6 protein-coding genes are annotated in these 19,940 nt (G+C 32.3%); all 6 read right to left on the bottom strand.

Annotated features, from left to right (window positions below):
- Positions 1–170 precede the first annotated feature (170 nt).
- Entirely contained in the window at positions 171–1,109 is a 939-nt protein-coding gene (gene wmk / locus OPR48_RS03240) for a WO male-killing family protein Wmk (RefSeq protein WP_265026553.1), read from the bottom strand.
- Between the two features lie 67 nt (positions 1,110–1,176).
- Positions 1,177–2,994 (bottom strand): DNA mismatch repair endonuclease MutL, encoded by a 1,818-nt coding sequence (gene mutL, locus OPR48_RS03235; protein WP_265026552.1) that lies wholly within the window; start codon positions 2,992–2,994, stop codon positions 1,177–1,179.
- 118 nt (positions 2,995–3,112) lie between these two features.
- Positions 3,113–8,101 (bottom strand): hypothetical protein, encoded by a 4,989-nt coding sequence (locus tag OPR48_RS03230; protein ID WP_265026551.1) that lies wholly within the window; start codon positions 8,099–8,101, stop codon positions 3,113–3,115.
- Positions 8,102–8,433: 332 nt separating this feature from the next.
- Complete coding sequence (locus OPR48_RS03225; RefSeq protein WP_265026550.1) at positions 8,434–15,171, bottom strand: DEAD/DEAH box helicase; 6,738 nt, start codon at positions 15,169–15,171, stop codon at positions 8,434–8,436.
- Between the two features lie 9 nt (positions 15,172–15,180).
- On the bottom strand, positions 15,181–15,870 hold the full coding sequence (locus OPR48_RS03220; RefSeq protein ID WP_265026549.1) for a helicase-related protein: 690 nt from the start codon (positions 15,868–15,870) through the stop codon (positions 15,181–15,183).
- A complete protein-coding gene (locus tag OPR48_RS03215) occupies positions 15,867–19,709 on the bottom strand; it encodes a hypothetical protein (protein WP_265026548.1) in 3,843 nt (1,280 codons plus the stop codon). The genes OPR48_RS03220 and OPR48_RS03215 overlap by 4 nt, the downstream gene beginning before the upstream one ends.
- Positions 19,710–19,940 lie beyond the last annotated feature (231 nt).

Below are 19,940 nucleotides of genomic sequence, written 5' to 3'. Positions count from 1 at the left end.
AAAAATTACCCTTCACTAATAACAAAATGTTTTTATATATTTACTGCTGTTTTTTTGTCAGCATTGGCATAAGGCCATAGCTTTTGAGTGAAATCAAATCAATTTTTCAATCTTTTTTACTTATTTTTTCATCAAAAAGTAAAGATGTTAATAGATAATGATTTTTTATTTTAAATTTGTTGAATTTCGTCCAAAGAGATGTCTACTGTTTTTAAAATAATATTGATAGAAATTCCTTCCTTAACTAAATTCTTTGTAATTTTCATCTTTTCTACTCTCTTCACTTTCTCTTTGCAAACTTGTATGCTTTCAAACAGAGATTTTATTAGTACATTACGTAGTTCTTGGCTTTTAATCTTTTTGTATTCTTCTATTAACCTTGATAGTTCCACTTCACTATTCTCATTTTTTGTTGTTTCTGGAAGTAGGTCTGTAATACTAATTAATAGTACCTTTGCTATTTCATCTAACATTTCAAGTGAAACACCAGCTCGTCCTTGTTCATATTCATATATTCTTTGATTTATTATACCCACTTTACTTGCTAAATCTTCTTGAGTGTATCCTCTTCTCAACCTCCATTCTTTTATTCTTTGGCCTACTTTATACGGAATGGAAATTTTTTTCTCATCATTATCATATTCATCAATAGATAAACTGGTTGTTTGAGAGATAACATGAGCAGAAACTCCTTCCTTAACCAAACCCTTTGCTACTTCTATTTTTACCGCCTTTCCACTTTCTTCCTCACTAATACGGATGAATTTAGTTAATAAATAAAACGTTTCACGTAATTCTTGATCCTTAATCTCTCTATGTCTTCTTACTAGATTTAATACCTCTTCTCCCTCATACCTTCCCTCATTTGATACTTCTTGTACGCAAGCTAGATCTCTAGCAGTTGTTGATAATGCTTCTGCTAATTCATATAACTTCTTAATTGAAATTCTGCGTGTTCCTTTTTCATATTGCAGTATTACCTGATATGTTGTATCGATTTTTTTTGCTAAATCTTTTTGAGTATATCCCTTTGCTAACCTACGATTTCTTACTTCCTGTCCTATTACTTTGTAATCTAAAAAATTAGAGCATTTATTCTCTTTTTTCACATTTTATACTCATAATCAGAAGAGCCGTTACGTATACTTAATTGGGAACCTTTTTGACAAACTGAACTCATCTCCTTTCAAACAATTTTTCTATATCACTTAGTTTCATTTCTATATACGTTGGTCTTCCGTGATTGCATTGCCCAGCATAAGGTGTTTCCTCCATTTGTCTCATCAACTCATTCATCTCCTCCAACTTCATTTCCCTTCCAGCTCTAATTGACCCATGGCACGCAATGGTAGCTAGTATCTTGTTCACTTTTTCTTCTATAGGTAGCGTATCTCCTATCTCCATTAATCTATCAACTATATTCATCACCATCTCTTTCACATTTATTGTTCCTAAAATTGCAGGTATTTCTTTCACCCTTACTTTATCTTCTGATTCTATTTCAATACCAAAACCCATTTCGAAAAGCTTATCTTTATACATTTCAACCATCTCCATTCCTGCTTGGTTTTTAATCTCGACTATTTCAGGAAGAAGAAGCTTTTGCCTTTTTATGCTTGATTTTTGTTTTAAGCACTCATAGATCAACCTCTCATGAGCTGCGTGCTGGTCTACTATAATTAATTTGCCTTTAGCCTCAGCAATAATGTAAGTATTGTAGACCTGACAGCGTGCATATCCCAGAGGATAATCCTCTATTAAATCAATTTGCTTCCTTTCTAAAACCATCGTTCCCTTTTGGGGTGGAGATTCTCCATATTTAAACGTTTCTGGTAAGCTTTGCCTTCTTTCATCTGGTGCATTGAATTCTTTCATTAGACGATTTTCTAAAAGACTTGGTCTCTTTTCATAAAACTCTTTTTGATCTTTTTTCTCTTGACTATCAACCTGCTCTTGGCTTTTACTATCATTAAAAATTAGCTCCTCTTCAATACCTTGATCACCCGCTGCAAATCTCGTTGATAGTGTTTTTATTATCCCTCTTCTCACTATTTCATATATTAGCCTTTTATTCTGAAATCTTACTTCCGATTTATTTGGATGCACATTTACATCTACTTGGTCATATGGTACTTCTAAATGCAACACTGCAAAAGGATACCTATTGTTTGGAATAAAATCGTGATACGCATATCTAATTGCACCAACAAGTAGATTGTCTTTTATTGGCCTTCCATTAACAAACGTATAAATCTGAGTTGAGTTGCCACGATTGACATTAGGTTTACAGATGTGTCCCTTAAGTTTGATGCCTTCTTCTTCCTCTTTAACTTCCAGTGAATTGCTTTGAAATTCTTCTTCTATTTCACATAATCTGTTGAACAGCGAAGTTTGCTTAACATATTTTAAGAGCTTTTTATTACCAGAAGTGAGAGTAAACCCAATACTATAATTAATCATCGCTAAGTTATTCACAATATCAACAATACTTTGTGTTTCTGCCCTTTCGGTTTTTAGAAACTTTAGTCTATTTGGTGTAGCAAAAAATAAGTCACGAACTTCAATATATGTACCTTGCAACAAAGAACAAGGGGTAATCTCTCTTATTTTTTCTCCTCCCTCATACCTTATAGACCATGATTCCTTTGCTCCACTTGCCTTAGACGATAATTTCATTCTGCTTACTGCTGCAATTGAAGGTAAAGCTTCTCCCCTAAACCCAAGGTGCTTGATTTCTATTAACTCACTATCGCTTAATTTTGAAGTGGCATGCCTCATAAATGCTAGTTCTAAGTCGTCCTTTTCTATTCCATTTCCATCATCTGTCACAGTTATAAGGTTACGCCCACCACTTTCTATTTTGACTTCTATCTCTAAACTTCCAGCATCTATTGCATTTTCCACTAATTCCTTTACTACACTTGCTGGCCTCTCTATTACCTCTCCTGCTGCTATACGGTTTATAGTTTTTGTATCTAAAAGAATTATTGCCATACTTCCAATTCTCATTCTGATTAGTTTAATGTCAATGAAAATCAAGTTCTAAGCTACTGAATTACCTATTAGCAAGATCAAAAAACTTAAAAAGGAAAATATTTTTTAAATTTGTATCTCAAAAATCTGGGCTTGGGTATGAACGACCTCTAATTTCATCTCTGTTGTTAATTTGAGATATGTTTCCTGTTTCAACTCTTTCTAGATAGGTGTTAGGCTTATTGGGTAGAGAAAATACTCTTGTTATAGGTATCGTAGGTATACTATTATCATCAATACTATATTGACTGCGGCTTCGATCAGGAAGTCTTTTATTTTCCGCATTTATAAGTATATGTCCAGTAACTCCTTTAGGGTCTTGTTTATTATGGCGGATAACATCATATCCAATATGAGGACCATGTGGTCCCTGTAAATCTGATTCAATTATAGGGTTATCAACGTCAATTCTTAATGTATATTTCACGTTTCCTTTAATATCTCGAACCCGTATTTCAACTGTAGCTTCCATCTCTACTGGATATAGTGCTATGTCTATTTTACCGAATTTTCCAGTACATAGTATTGTATCATATCTTGTTGCCTTAAAATTTGTGGGATCAACAGATATACGTTTTTCACCAATATTAGAAAGTGCTTGGTTAATTTTATCAAGAGCTTCATTGTAAGCTTTAGCACGTTGTAGATGAGATTCCTTATTTGTTAGCACCCTATCTTCCCGTAAGTCTACGTCTTTATTTTTATCAAATTTCCATTCCCCTCTGGAATTAGAATGTTGATATGGCGATTGATTTTCTGCTTGTTCATTTAGTGTGCTAGTAGGTACAGAAATGTAACGCTTACCACCAAACGCACCAAGAGATATAGGAAGCCGGTGCCAGCCTTGCTGAATGTGATACCGTATTCCTTTATCATGTTTAATACAATCAGCTACCTTATCTCTGAATCCTTCTGGTGATATTATATTTTTTAATTCAGGTATAGCTTCTGATAAAGCCTCATATAAGCAATTATTTTTTGATTCACTACTTCTATTGTTTTCTGATGTGATGCTTCCACAAAACTCAAAATGATTATCTTTGAGCTCAAGTGGAATAATTATCCTTTCTGATCCTTCAGACATAGAGGAAAATTCTTGTCTTATACCACCATCTCCTTCGACAATAATGGTTAGTCCTGAAATTACAACTCTCTGCTCTTTTAGTATCTTATATACTACTTGAGTACACGCACTAACACATATCATATCCATTGGAATGTTTTCTCGGACTATATCTGCGAGCAAGTCAGGATTTCTAGTTTTAATCATCAACTTTCGCAAATCTTTATGATATTTTTCCGTAATATGGTTTTCTGTTTTAGATGTATTGTCACATTGTTGTTCACTCTGTAGCTTTTCCTTGTGCTCCTGTTTCAATCCTTCAAAGCGCTCAAAATACCCACTTTCTTTGTAAGACTGATATGCTTCTTGCACTTTTTTTCCAATACATCTAACCAGATGATTAGCGCCTTCTTTAAGGACAGGGCTCACAATATGCCGTGCTATAATTTGCCCAGCCTTTTCGCGAAGCAATGATTTCCACTGATCAATTACTCCTTTTTTAAAACTCTCATAATCTTTCTCCACTTCTTGTTTTTGATTGCGTTCTAAGTCTTTTTCCAGCTTATTTAGTCTACCTTTTATTTCCTGATCTAAGTTACCTAAAAGATTATTAGTAATCACTATTATATTGGCAATCTGAGCAGAACGTTCTGACCAAACCATTATCTTACTAATAGCATGAATAGGTAATACCAGCTTATTACTTGTTTTGCTTCTTTTTTTAACAGCTTCTGCAATTCCTTGAGTTACACTACTAGCTATCTTGTTGGCAATAGGTAAAAACTCTTCCACATAACTTTGCCTAGTAAAGACACTCTTAGTTAAGTCACCTATAACTTTTTCTGCTCTTTCTCTTCCTAATACTTTATAGGCTTTTTCTAAACTTATAGAGATATTATGTTCTTCTACTTCGCGTTCAATATCTGATAAAATATCAGAGGCTATGCCTTCACATAGTGCTTGAAGGTAATTTTCAACGAGTGTATCAACTCCTGCATTAGCTAAGCCAAGCGCTAACCCTTCTATAGTTTTTAATGTAATACGCTTTGCAACTTCTTTTCCTACTACTTTCCAACCTGCAGTTTGAATCAGCTGAGTTCCGGACATTTCTGCTACTTTCTTACCAAATTCAAAATTAGGTCCAGCTAGTTTATGACCAAAACGTGATACCTTAGCACCTCTTGAAAGATAAGCTCCTATACCAACAGTAACAGCTGTCATCATTAAACTTTCAAGCTTATGTTGTCTATAATCTTCCCAACTAAAATGGCCTGATTTTAAAGCACCTGCTGCAAAGAAGAGATCATTTACACCCTCGCTAACAAATGCAGCACCAACATGGGTCATAATACCCACTGAATATAACTCTATAGCAGTACCTACAGCTATTTGGCTTACTCCCATAGCAGTTACTGCTACAGTGTTGATAAGCATTTCTTGTGTCCATTTCTTCTCTTCTAATTGTAAAAGTTGATCTAATCCATTGAGAAAAAAGACATGCACTTCCTCTATATTTGCAAATTCACCTTGACCACAAAACTCAGTTAGAGATTTTAGTTTACTATCAGGAACCTTTAAAGCTTTCAATGAACTTCTTGATCTTTTCAAGGTGCTAACAATATTTTTAATTGTATCTTTTTTCGCTAGTTGTAATTGATTGTCTAAAACTTTTTCCACTATTTTATCAATACTTTGCAACTTGGTCAGTACGTTTTCATGGCTTCCTTCGGGAAAAAAGTTTAAAGGTTTTTGTCTTTTGTCAGGGCTATTAATATAATAAAGATCTTGTACTAAAGATTTGCCAGCATTTTTAATGTTTTCCTTGCTAATACCCTCATCTTGTATAGACTGCATTGGATCGTACTGGGTAATCCATCCTTTCTCAACCAAGAAGCCAAAAAGCTTTTCTATACACTCTTCTTGAATGAGTGTACTTTTAGAAAGTATACATTTAAAATTATCTTTAGTCATTTTTTGACTATATATACTCTTCAACTTTTCCTCTAAGTCTTCATCTTTAGTTGCTACCATAGTAGGTCTGATAATTTTCTGTTCTAATAATTCCAAGACTAAACTTTGATGTGGTTTTGTTATTAATTGCAGACGAACAGGAAAGTTTTTTTCTTCTAGCTGCACTGCAATTTTTTGAAGGGCTATTCTATAGGTAAAACATGTAGATAATAGTCCTTTTAGGACATTCTCATAAACTGGACAGAAAGAAAGCTGAACTTGTTTGATTTCATCAAATTTGATCTTTAGTCCATAAGCACTATTTTCTGAGCCATCCTTTTTTTCAATGACCTTTTGTTTAGCTAGTTCTGCTAAAATTTTTTCAGCTTCACTTTTAGTGATATTTACTTTAGTAAAGTCTTCCAGAGTAATGGAATCGTAACAAGGAAAAGTCATAGATTCAATTTTACTTTGGTCTATATGCGCTTTTCTGTTAAATGAAAGTACTCCTCTCTCTTTCAATATTTTATATTTGTCTTTGCCTACAATCTTTATAAAATCATCTTTTTTAAAAATATTACCTTTATTTTTCTGTTGTGTAACCCATTCTACATTTAAAAGAATCTGTTCATTATTGAGCTCTAGAGTTTGCTTTTCTAACTCTTTTTGGTTTATTTTTCCAGTCAGATGATCCAATAATGAAGGATCTGTTTCTTTCAATTTTTCATTATTAACTACAACACACTTAACTTCTTCATTTAAGATTTTTTGTTTAATCAATGACTTCCAAAATGCTTCTCTGCTAGGCAATTGTACTTCTTTTTTTAATTCTTTTTGAAATTCTTTCTCATTAATTTCCTTCCCTTCATATTTGGAAAGAAAAATTTTTAATGTTTCAACTGATACTCCATAGCCAGCACTGATCACTTTTAGCTCTTCTTCAGAAATGCTCTTTTTTACTCTCGGCTTTTTTAGCATGCCCTTTTCAAGAAGATCCTTATATAGACTTTCAGCCAGCTCTTCCTTAATATCATTATTAGCAAAAAATTGTGGAGTAATAGTGTGTCCAAAAATATCATCTATAGACCGTGAAAACATATAATAAAGGTTAGCCAAGCTCTTTTGCTGTTCTTCATAAGCGTCGATTTGAATGATACTTTCGTTATTATTCTTCTTAATCTTACCAATAATACCTGCTGCATTGATAGCAAATTTACTATGCTCATCTAAAAGCCTTGCAGCTTCTCGCAATTCTTGCTTAAATTCTTTCAAAACTTTCTCATCTTCTTCTTTTAAAGGCTTTTGTTCTAAATCAACCTTCTTTACTAATGCAAATGCCTTGTAATAACGTGCTGCTTCAGAAAAATATGGCTCTTTTTTAATCACCTCATCAAACAGCTCAAGGGCATTTTTATGAGCATTTTTATGTTCCTCATTTTGAGAGAGATACTTTCCAAGTTTAATCATTTGAATTGGATTTTCTTTAACCCAGGCTAACCAGTTTGTGCTATCATATTCAATAATTAGAGTTGGAGGTCCTTCATACGAAGGTAACCACTTTTCGCTATACCCAGTGTCTAAATTCTTTAATCGTGAGATAAATTTGTCCAGTAGGTTGTAAAGATTTCTTTTATCCTGTTCACCTGTCAAATTTCTTACATATTTAGTGTGTTCATCTAACCAGAAAGCCCATTTGTCCAAGCAACTCTGCAATAAAATTTCTTTAACTTCAGTAGGTACTTTTTTATCATCAAGGTCTTTCTTCAATTGTTCGTACTGCTCTTTGAATGCTTTAAAACAGCTTTCTTCCATAGTAATCTGAGTATCATAGTAAGCTTTAATGTCAGATATACGATGTAATTCTTCCACATCACGCTCTTTCTTTAAATCAAGTATTTTTGAGTTACTATATTCTTGTCCTTTTGAATCCATGATGATTAACTGACCAGAACCCTGGTCTCCACTTCTTGCTGCTCGCCCAAATGCTTGCTGTTCAACTCGAATATTGCTAGGTAGGTAAGTTAAACAAACATATAATCCTTCTGCTTTCCTCAATTCTTCTGTAATTTTTATGTCAGTTCCACGGGGCTTTGTTGCATCGCTAGCTATGATGGATTAAAGATAAAAAAGATGGAGAATATCAGTAGCTTATTATTCTGGTATTTATAACAAGAACGGTCAGTGAATACCTAAATTTAAGTAAAAGAAATTTCACTACCACTCACTAATCCGGCTAAAATTCAAGAATTTCAATGCTTTAGCTATTTTCAATAGAATTAAATTTATTAATGTAAATAATAAATTACTATTCTTAAATTTGATCAGATTGATTGCAAAAAAACAAGATTTTCAATAGGTTGCTTATAATCCTAACTATAGTTAGCCTTTCATAAGTAGCGATGCAACAAAGCCGTTCCACGGCCAGCTAAGTTCGTTGCAATAATAATCTGTCCTTGCCCCAGCTCTTTGTTACCTTGAACAATTTCAAACCCTTTATCAAACTCTTCGTAATCTCTTGTATATGTATGAACATGTTTTGCATCCTTTCCTCCAAAAGCTTTGTATAAAGTCTCTACATCATTTACTGTTTCACAGATGATTAAAACAGATCGTTTTTTTTCCTCAGTTAGCCTTTTTGTTTCATTACATATGCGCTTTATCCATTCATCTTTGCCAGTACAAAGAATAGGTTTTTCCTCACGAAATTGCTTAGACTTGGCTGTAGGGATAGTTACAAAGTCTACCTCATGTATCTCCTGCAATAAATCTCTTTCTCTCTGTGACCCTAAGGTGCCTGTTAATCCATATAAGTTACTGCACAATTTAAAGAAAGAAACATTAGAGATAAAAACAGCTTTTAAGCTTTGTAAAGATAATTTACATCCATGTTTGAGTTGTAAAAATTGGTGTAATGCTTCATCCCATTGAGAATTAGCTTGATCTGTTCCTGTATCTCTATCAAGAATTGTAATATTAGGATTGCGATCTGGACTACTTCTGGTTTTATCTACATCCACTACATAATCCTCTCCTGCTTTCATGAAGAACGCGGTTATAGCATTATTAATCCAAGATTCTAAGTGCTGTTCAATAAACGGTCTGAGATTATTGGGAACATGTATAAATTTTTCTCTTTCAATGCACTCTTTTAAAAGGTAAAGAAAACGATCTTTGTAACAATTAAATTCAGGTGAAAGTACTTTATTAAGTTCATTGTCATTAATGTTTCCTTTTAACAATTTGCCCTGATCATCTAATATCTCAGTTTTGATTAAACGTTCCCACATAATATTTTTTTGCTGCTCGCTTAATTCAGACCCAAGCTTTCCAATATCTTCTTTTTTCACCAATCCATATAAGTCACTTATCACTGCTTCTTTAATTGCTTTAGCATCAAAAGCATAGCAAAGTTCTTTATTATCTCTAGCTGGTCTATTAATCCACTGCCAAATGTAAATGTAAACAGATTCCAGCTTATCTAGTCCTGCCAGATCATAAGATAAGTACAACATATTGTTACCTTTATCGAGCAACATACTATCTACTTCATCAACAATTACATTGTTAAAATTACGATCTCCTAAAATATTTTTCCCATAAAATTTATCTAATAAATAATCGCGCTGGAAATTAGATAAATCACCATATACCACTTGATTACCTGAATATGCTTCCTTTCTTTTTTCAATATCTTCACTACAGTTATGTGATACATTAATACCAAATAAACTATAGATATCTCTATTATCCTCAGCATCACGTTTTGCCAATACAGAAGAACTAGTTATAACATCTACTTTCTCTCCACAAAGTGCTTTCATAATTGATGCTGCTACTACAATTAATGATTTTCCCTCTCCAGTAGACACTTGTGCTAGGGTGCTGCGATCATTTGTCAATAACGCCAATACAGTTAATTTTTGAGTATCACGAAGCTTAAATACTCTTTTTAGTTCTAATTCTTTTTTTAACTCTATTGCTCTATATATTACAGCAAGCATTTCCTCTTTTACATCTTGCTTTCCTTTACCCATATTGCTCTGAAATTCTTTTACCCAATTTTTAATATCATCTTCCGTAAAACTACCTATAGGTTTTTCAGCAGTTATATACTTATCAATACTTTCAATATAATTCTTAATTTTTGGCAATTTGTTTAAAATTTCTTTCGAAGTATTAGCATTACTTTTAATTAGTTCAACTAACTGAGTTATCTTCCGTTCTTCTTTATTAGCAGTAAACTTCTCCTGCATTTTCTGTGCCCAATCATCAATTCTACAACTGTTAAGGGTATTTAACTCTTCTGTACTTAAGTTCCATTTTTCATTATGAAAATTAGATAAAATGTTAGTAAGCTTATCAGATGACAATTCTTGTTTTTTCTTTTCTAGAGCCTCTATAAATTTCTCCGATAAAAGAGCGCCAAAAATATTCTCTATAGATAAAAGATAGTAAGAAGCTGTTGGTAAGTCATCCTTTTGCCAATCTACTAATTTTGATAGCTTGCATGTCCAGTATTTTTCTTTCAGTGCATAAGGCCACTCAGATAACTCTAGTCCTTCTAAACTAACTGTTTCATTTGGAATATTACTTAATAAATGCAGAATATCTTCAATGCATTGAGTAGAAATAGGATTGCTTGATTTATGTTGATCCAACTTTACTTTAAATAACAGTAAAACGTCCTTACTTTCTATTTTCGATAAGTACTTTCTCCATTCAGGTTTCTCTATTAATGTTTTTTTGAAATAATCTTCGAGTTGTAATAACATCAATTCATCTATCCAACTCTTTTGAGGATAAGTTGCAACTATCCAACAAAAGATATTCAATTCTTTTTTATCTTCAATAACAGAAGTTAGAATTGAGTTCACTAAACAATATAATTCTTGAGAGGATACATGTCTTCCTTCGCTAGAAAAGCTTTTCAACATGTTATGCAAAATTCCTTGCTGCCCAATATATTGAGATGTAATTTTGTTCAATCGCTCTTTTAACTGTTGTTTTTCCCCTTCAGGAAAGTATTCTATAATTTTTTCTATATCTTCCTCTTCATTAAAATATTGTTCATCTTCTGAAGGACTGTTATTAGATAAAAAAGCTTTATTCTTTAAGTAATTATCAAATTCTTGTTTTTGTTTAAATGGTTCAATTTCTATAAGAATCCTTGCGTAAAAATTATCTTTTTTCTTACGCTCTTGCTCTAACTTTAAGTAGTTTCCATCTATATTTAATTGTATAAATTCATTATCTCTACATAATATGTGAATAATTTGCTTAGATGAAGGATTGTGATCACCTTGCAGAAACAATTTATTATCTTGATTTTCAGCGTATAATCTAATATTAACATCGAAAATGTAGGCTAATAATTCCCTATAGCTTTCTGATAATAAGCCTTTTTCTTGAATATAATCATCGTATTTCTGAAGAACAGCTTGATCTTTGCAACACTCTTTCCAATCATATTCTTGTCTAAGTTGATTATTAAAACGATTATAAAGAGCCTTCAAAAAATCGTCTTTTTGTATTTTTTCTTCTAGCTTACTTCTTAGAGATTTATCTTTAATACTTTCAATCCATAAACCAAATACTTCTGCATGTCTTGGCTGGGATAGCTCTCTTTTAAACGCCTCAAAGAATATATTCAAACTATGTTCTTGATCTTTTAGAAATTTTTTATGTTTGTTATAATATTTTTTAACATCTGTATGTTCCTCTTCTAATTTTCCTACTTCTAAAACAAACGCTCTAATTGAGTATTTTAAAGCTTTATTCTCTGTATTCTGTAATTCTTCTTTACCGAATTTAGAAATTTTCTCATGTTGTTCTGTACTATTTTTATAAAGATATTGATTCAGAGTTCCTAAAATATGGTGAGAAATATTGTTATCATTTCCTTTTGCTTCAATGAGATATCTTGCTGCATTTTCAGGTGTTAATTCTACATTATTTGTAACCTCCTGATAAGGTGGTAATTGCTTTACAATTTCTTGCAATGTAGCAAGTCTATACTTATCAATCAAAAGCTTCTCTATGTCTTGTAGCTCTGTATTATTTTGTAAGCTACTCGTTTCAGGAGGGCTACCTTTTAAGGTTTCAAAAACTAAAAATAACTGACTAAGCTGAGATAAATTAAGTTCTGCCTTTTTTAACTGAAACCAATTGTCTAGCAGCAATGGTTCTTTTTTTAGCTTATCAATAAAACTTTCAACATCAATAGTCTCTCTGTAAGTGGTACTAGATGTTGTAATAAAGATATCATTATGATGCTTACTTTTGTTCTGGTAAGGAGAATGACGCTTAATTCCTAATTCTGTAGTTTGCTTTTCCTGCTGCTCTTGATTTTCAACAATTGCTTGCAAAGCATGTTGTTTAGTACTCTCTAAATCGGATTGTAAATTCTGCAACGTACTTCTTTCTATAGAGCTCAAATGATGAGAATAGTTAGCTAAAATGCTACTTTGTGAAATGTTTTTTTTCCTTACAGCTTGTGCGTGATGTTGTCGGTCATTGTTTTGTCTGGTATTTTTTCTTTCTTCACACCTTTTTTGCTTTTTATTTTCAATACTGGTAGCCTTGATGCCAGCATATTTGTCCTTATATGGACACCATACTCGATCACTTGGATCATTATCTTTATCATAATATTCTAGTGTACATTTACTGTTTTGATCTCCACCACGAAACTTAAATTCTTTCCACGATTGATAGTCCAAGTAACCCATATCCCAACCATTTTTCCCATGGATACCATGTAGACCTCCCTGTCCTTTTTCTCCTTCTTCTACTTGCGTAGCATTTTTTACAATGCCAAATTCCTTGCTGCTATTTTCTAGATTTCTTACTATTATCTCTCCGGCATATCCTCCTTGACCACCTAAACCATATTCTCCACCATGTCCTCCATGTTGCCCTAATGATCCTTTATAGAGAAGAAAAGCTTGATAGCGCGATGAAAGGCTACCATGATAATAAGAAAAAATTACCTCATTTCCTTGATTTTTTGTTACTTCTATAAAAATATTACCTGCTGAACTGTCTTCACTGTTTTTATACAATTCGTTTTTTATCATCAAGGAATTTTTCTTTATGTTCTTAATAGTTTTTGAGACTAATTCCTTTCTAACTCCTGGTGGAGCAGCAAGCTTAACAACTGAAGGAAATTCATTATCAAAGTCTGCTTTTGTAATACCTACTCCATCCTTACCATCTCTTCCATTTCCACCATCTTGTCCTTTACTACCCTTACCACCATTTGAAATAATGGTAAAATTTTCCGGATTTTCTATTTTCTCTACTAGAATCAAGACATTGCCACCACTTTCCCCAGGATAACCATCTGCCCCTTGTTTACCATGACCATCTTTTCCAGTACCTGCATTATCAGAATAGGTATGATTGTTATCTTTCCCAGATACATTCCAGGTTACTTTATCATGTACTTTTATTGTTTTGGTTAAAACAACTACATTCTTTCCGTACCAAACTTTATTTTTAAAATCTGCATCAATATGTATAACATCAGCGCCAACAAAGCGTACTTCCTCTATATTTGAATTCTCTGAAAGTGTATTTTCTAATTGCCATAAAATTTCACTGACAACAATGTTCTTACCTGTTACTTCAACAACTAATCGACCATCTATTCTTCTTTCTTGTACTTCTACTGGTTTTATATAAGCACCTATAACCTCCTTAAACTTGTCTATTAAAAAAAGATCTTCTTTCTCCTTTAAGCCTTCTGTCACTTTTTTCAAAACTATAAGATTTTCACCATAAGTATCTACTTCAAGCTTCATAATATTATTGATCAACTTATCAAACGATAAATCACCACGACAAAAGTCTTCTAATTCTAGTTCAACAATAATTGATTGAAGATTTTTAGAGGAACTTAAAAAGTCAACAAAAGTTTCTAGAAAAACTAATTCTTTTTCAGCAGAATCAATATAGGCAACTATTTGTTCCAAGCACTCTTTTTTAAACCGACTTATGAAAACTTTTTCATCTTCTTTCCTAACCAATTTATAGTGCTCCATTAAAAGGGTGTAATACTCAAGTTGGTTTAAAGGATTAGGAATCTGGCTAAAACCCTGTATGTCATCTAGTGAATTAAAAATTTCTTGAATAACAGTACGGCTTTTACTTTCAGTCAGTTCTTTTAGTAAATTTGTTGTTTCTTGTAGCCAAAGCCTTGCGCAATATTTTATATATTTTCTCTCAATATAAGCATTGTCAATAGTGCTAAGCGATCTATGAAGCCTTTCTTCTATATAATCTTTAACTTGTACTAAATTACTTCTATACTCTTTAACTTCTTTGCTAATAATATCTTTTATCTCCTGTTTCTTATCACTATGTTCCTTCGTTGCATTTACAGTTTTTTTGAGATTGTCACTAGTTCTCTTATATCGTATACTCAGCGCAGGTTGGCCAGCCAATTGATACACTTGACCTAAATAGTCAGACTGCTCTGCAGTAATGAAAGTATTTTTGTACTCAGGTACAGTAATTGCATCTTCTAGCATATTAATGACTTTTAACAGCTGAATATTTTGAATCCGCTGTCTATTCTCAGCAGAGCATTGTTGCAAAGGAACCTGATTTATACTACCTAAAACAATACATAATTTTGTGTACTTTTTGAATTTATTAAAAGTGCTATATTTTGTCAGCAGATCTTCTTGCTGCTCATGTATTTTCTTTACTTTTGTCAAAAACTTTTCAGCATCATTCTTTAATTCTTTTGTCCTGTCTGAATAGACTTCTCCAGAAACTTCAGCAAGCTTCTCTAAACATTTTTCTAAACATTGTTTTACGCTTTCTAAGTTAACCTTATATTTATTAAACAGCTCATCATTATAGTAGCACGCAAGGTTATAATAGTGGTAAGCTAAACGCTCATAATACTGTGAATAAGACCAAGAATTAGTATTTTCTCTTATGTCCTTCCTTAGCTCTCTATACCGTTTATTTAATTCTTCTGACACGTTTGCTAGCCAAGGCTCATTTCCTACCCAACTCCCCAAAGAATTTAAATACTGAATAGCTTGCTCAATATTCAAAACAGAGCTTACATTTCTTCCACTGTCACTAATCTGTTGATTTTGAACATTAAACATACATAACTCCTACCTATTTTGTTGTCTACTTACTGCTGGTTCCACAGATGGCTGATCTATATTAGTGCTACATTCTTTTTGAAAAAAAGATTCAAGAAAATCCATCGTTGTCTTATGATTACTTTCTGACTCTCTAATTCTTTTTTCATTGTTTGAGCCTTTTTCTTTTACTTTTTGTTCTCTGGATTTATTCAAGCTTTCATAATTTATAGTAATTTCTTTTTCTTCTTCTTTTAGAAACCCAGCATTTACCAAATGTTCTTTACAGAGTATCAACTCATAACTACCCTTATTATCTTTACGTGCAGTTCTACCCTTAATCTGTGTTTCTTCTTTTATATCAAGTGAAAAGAATGTCTGTATAACATGCACCCCGCCGCTATTTTCTACAGCAACACTAGACTTAAAATCAACACCACGACCCATACCTCTTGTTGCTAGCGTTACTGTTTTTGCAATACCTGCCTCATCGATGTACTTTTCTTTGGTATGCTCTTCCGTATTTTCTGTTAATATGTGTAAGCGATCAAATTTACCGAAGAATTTTTCTTTAAACTTTCTTATTTCTACATCTGTATCAAAAAATATTAACACTGATTGTCCTGAACCAACCTTAGAGTTTGCACGATTAAAAATTTTACTGAGCCATTCTTCTTCTGAATTCTGAGATGTAAAATTTTCACTTGAATTAAATTTCAAATGAGAATCACCAAAAAAAATGGCATGATGGAATTTTCTCTGATGTTATAAGATTTTCTTACCGCTTTTTTTTCATGCTCATCTAGCGTAGTCAAGGTACCACTTACTCCTAAGATAAGAGGATATTCCTTAGGCAATTCTGCATAAGACACTTTGCCACAGTCTATATTCAAATACCCATAATTTTTACAATCAAAGTCTTTTTTCTTTAACCTAAAGTAATTAAATACGTTGTAATAGCTGCAATAAGTGAAAGTGGAATAAAATCCATCGTCTCTTCTATAACTTATGATTCCTTTATCGTTAATTTTATAGTTGTTAATGTACCAGTCTTTATCACTTCCTTTTGCAACCTTTATTGCAGCATCAATCATTTTCTCTAGATGTTCTTGATAGAGAGAATGATTAGTATATTCTTTTTTAATAACCACATTATCTTCTTCTTTCAAAAGATAGTATTTTCCAGGTTTAAATAAAAATTTACTAAATTCTTTAAAATTTTGATTTCTTTCTCCTATCTTTTTCTTAATGAATTCTTCTACCGCTTTCAAAATAGTACTTTTTTCATAATTTTTGCTGGCCATTCCCCATATTTCTTCTTGAATACTAGCTAGTCCTGGAATACCTATAGTGTTACATGCACCATAAGTATTCCCATAGAATTGATCAGAAAAGAAAACATCCACTTCATCTATTAAAAGAGTAGTATTACTAATATCCTCTTGCTTTATCTGTCCAGATTGCTCCGCACTGTGATTTAAAATAAGACCTTCAACTAATTCTCTTAAACCTTGCTTCTTGCCATTTACCTCAGGCTTTATCACTTCATTTGCCATCTTCTCAAATGTACCATAAGTTATCTTGTCACCAATACCAAACTCCTTAAAAAAGCCGTTAAAATCTTGTTGATCTCGAGTTGCTAAGTATTCACTATAACAAACAGTTCTGACCTTATGACCTGTCAATACTAATAGTGAAGAGAGTAAACCTAGTACAAGCGATTTCCCTTGCCCTGTTAAGACTTGCGCAAGATGCTTATCAACACCTTTAGAGTCTTTATCAACACTTAACAATCGCAAAATGCATAATATTTGAATACAATGTGGCTTTAAGCTTTTTCCTGTACTTGCAATATCCTTTGATTCTTGTATAGACCACACAGCAGCTAATCCAGCAAGAAGATCAGGTAAAGTTTCTCTCTTGAATTTTGTGTTCCATTCATCAATTTTAATTTGTTTTGATTGCTCCCGTACCTTTTCAGTAATAAATTTAATTTTATCTTGGTAATTTTTGTCAGAAGTCTCTTGTATATAGGAGTTAAATTCTTTTAAGTATCTGTTATAGCAATCTCTTAGTGTTTCTACTGTGCTATTATTGTTTTCTTTTCTATATAGCTCTAAAGCTTTGTCTATATCAATCTCATCTTGTTTTCTTAAATACCAAAAAGATTCCCCTATGATACCAATTCGTTTTTTAAAATCCTCATAAGATATGCTATTCTCTACTACAGAAATAAACGGCTTTGTACTTTCTTCTTTGAATATATCGAAAGACACGTAGTTAGGTTGCTCCTTTAGATAAAGAAAAGATTTCTTAATTGCTGACAGTAACTCACTTGCTGCACTCAAATTATCGTCATCAGACCATTTTTTTTGCTCAAGTAAATTACTTACACTATTTAATAGATCTTGAGTGATTTCAATTAAGTAGTGATTAGGGATATTATCCTTATATTTTTTGATGAAATTTTCAGGATCTAAAACCTTATATGAATTTTTATCTTTATTGGCTACTTCTACTTCAGTTAAGTCATTATTAGTTCCTTTAATAAACCAACTGAATTCTATACTATTTAAATCCTCTAAAAACTCATTAAATGATCTAAAGTACTTAATTAACTCTTGTGATTTTGCTTTTTGATCAAGTACAGTACTTGCAATATTAAGTAATGTTTGACGTATTTCTTCCATGTCTTGCTTGAACTTCCCATAAGGAAATTTATCAGGAATTTTTTCTAAAATAGATTCCCTATTCTTCCAATACTCATTATATACATCTACCAAATCTCTAAAATCACCAGATTGTTTATCTAAAAACGCCTTCTTAATAGATTCTATTTGTTTTGTTAGAATAGTTTGATCAATTACTGAAATCTCTTTTGAAAGATAAGGACTTGTTTGTGCTATAAATCTTATAACATTATGTGTTGCTATTCGAAATGACTCATAATGATCACCTTCTGTGTTTTTAATAAAATCCATATAGCCTTGTATGAGAGGTTCAAATAACTTTAATTCTTTTTCGGAAAGCAGATTAGTAATTGCACTGTCAATAATATATATCCATGCTAAGCGCTCTTGAGATATGGATGATAACTCATTATTGCCAAATAAATTGGAAACAGAGTTTTTTATACGTTGCAACCACGTTTCATCACCAGGGTCCTGTAACGATTTAAGTTTGTATTCAAATTCTTTTTTGTCAGAATAATAACCGGGCTCAAAATGTTTCATTAGTGTAAAGATAAAGTGATATTGCTGTTCGAGAGAGCGGTTTAGAGAGGAAGTTAATGGCCAATTTATAGTTTGTATTAAGCCCCATTTTCCTTGATCGTCTTTTTTCAGTAGATCATTAACAGAAATATCTGTTTTACTACTAATCTCTAAAATTAGCTCCTGAAAGCTCTTACAAAGATAAAAATACATAGGATGAGTTAAAGGTGTAAAACTTTGTGAAGAAGCAAGTTTCCCTAGTGCTTCTCCCCTCATTTCCTTTATCCTTTTAAATAAAGCATTCCATGAATCACCTACAAGATCCAGGAAAGGTTGCTCACTCATCATATCAACAAGATCTGCAAACAACTCCATATCTTTATTACTGATATAAAATACCGATTTATCATGCAAGTCAGATAAATGATCTACCATAACAGATGGAGCCATTACAGAAATAGACCAAAGATATTTGTCATATAAGATACTTCCGTGATTATTTATTCCATCTTTACAGATTTGTTGTAATCCTGTCAGCAAATCCCTTGTATAAAATTGATCAACTCGAGAAAACTCTTTCTTTCTTATATCCAGAGCTCTTTCTCTATTAAGCAATTGTTGACTACTACTATTTGTCTCGCGTGAAATGTTCTGATTATTAACTACATCATCTAATATCGATATATTACTAGAGAACTTTCTCCAATCTTCTAATCTTTTAGAAAACTGAAAAAGATCCTCTGCATACTCAAGATTATCTGCAGTTTTACCACTTCTATCCTGCAAAAACTGTTTAAATTGTTCATAAGCTTTATCCCTGTTATTTAATAATTCATCTTCTATAATTTTAGTAATTTTAAGCTTTTCAAGAAAATTTCGTTTTATATCTATAGGATGCCCAGCAAAATCTAACTCTTCAATCTTGTTGAAGCTTACTCTTGCAATAAAGTTTTCCTGATCAAAAGTAAATAAATAACCTGGACTTTGCTTCCTAATATAAACTGTTTTATTATTATGTGGATGAGTAAATTGACACGAATCTAGTTCTATCAAATGATTGTTCTTCCATTGTCCCTCTATATATCCATTTTCACCAAATGACTTCCTTGTTCCCTTATTTTCATTAAAGCTACTTTGGCCAACTTTTTTAGATTTGCCGTCTTTCCAAGTATGCTGCTTAAAATGTGATACAGTAGGAATAGACTCCAGGTCAGAATCACTTTCACAAGATATAGAAGATCTCTCAACCTTATCACTAGCATCACAGCACTCCTCATCAGAGGAATTAGCTGAAAAAGACAGCAAATTCTGACTTACCTGCTGACTATTAGAATTTCCTACGTGCATAATACCCCCTATAAAGAATTATCAATATTCTTAATTTAAGATATTTTATTTTTTGAAAAGAGGCAAGAAAAATTTTATATGTCGATAAATAAGGTTCTCAAAACACGGTGTTTTTTTCCAAAATTTGTTGATTGAGTTATGGTGGTTGAAATAGCAAACCAATTAAGTTGCTTCGTCCAGCGCTCTCTTTTAGTTAATTATTGTTTTTTCCTTATAAAAATTTAGCTTACC

It is taken from the genome of Wolbachia endosymbiont (group A) of Bibio marci, from assembly GCF_947251645.1.
GTDB lineage: Bacteria > Pseudomonadota > Alphaproteobacteria > Rickettsiales > Anaplasmataceae > Wolbachia.
This window is presented reverse-complemented; position numbering and strand designations above follow the sequence as displayed.

Coding starts and splice junctions, on each gene's coding strand:
- mutL (WP_265026552.1), bottom strand. CDS start 2,994: ATGGCAATAATTCTTTTAGATACAAAAACTATAAACCGTATAGCAGCA.
- OPR48_RS03225 (WP_265026550.1), bottom strand. CDS start 15,171: ATGTTTAATGTTCAAAATCAACAGATTAGTGACAGTGGAAGAAATGTA.
- OPR48_RS03215 (WP_265026548.1), bottom strand. CDS start 19,709: ATGCACGTAGGAAATTCTAATAGTCAGCAGGTAAGTCAGAATTTGCTG.